This window comes from Zoogloea sp. LCSB751 (assembly GCF_002028455.1).
Taxonomy (GTDB): domain Bacteria; phylum Pseudomonadota; class Gammaproteobacteria; order Burkholderiales; family Rhodocyclaceae; genus Zoogloea.
The window spans coordinates 1-245 of the sequence record NZ_MWUM01000496.1; the positions used below are offsets into that span (position 1 = coordinate 1).

Annotated in this window: 1 protein-coding gene; it reads left to right on the top strand. The window is 58.4% G+C overall.

The features are described 5' to 3' along the window. The coding region (locus tag B4920_RS30200) for a hypothetical protein (protein ID WP_216820120.1) at positions 1-245 on the top strand (245 nt) is incomplete at both ends.

Consider the following 245-nt stretch of genomic DNA (forward strand, 5'->3'; position numbering starts at 1 on the left):
ACTTGCCTGAACGAGTCGGAGCAGGCGGAAGATGAATCATTTGACCAGGAAATCGCCCGCATTGTTGGCGTCCTTCAGACAGCGGCGTTGAGGCTGTATCCCGACCTGGCCTGGTGCACCCCGAAATTGACTGGCGGATGTTTCGATGTCCAGGTCGTCGAGGACGATGCGCCGGGAAGCTCGTCCAGCGCCAATGGCCGGATCACGCTGAATGACAGTCTAGACCGTTGGCAGTCCCATGAAGA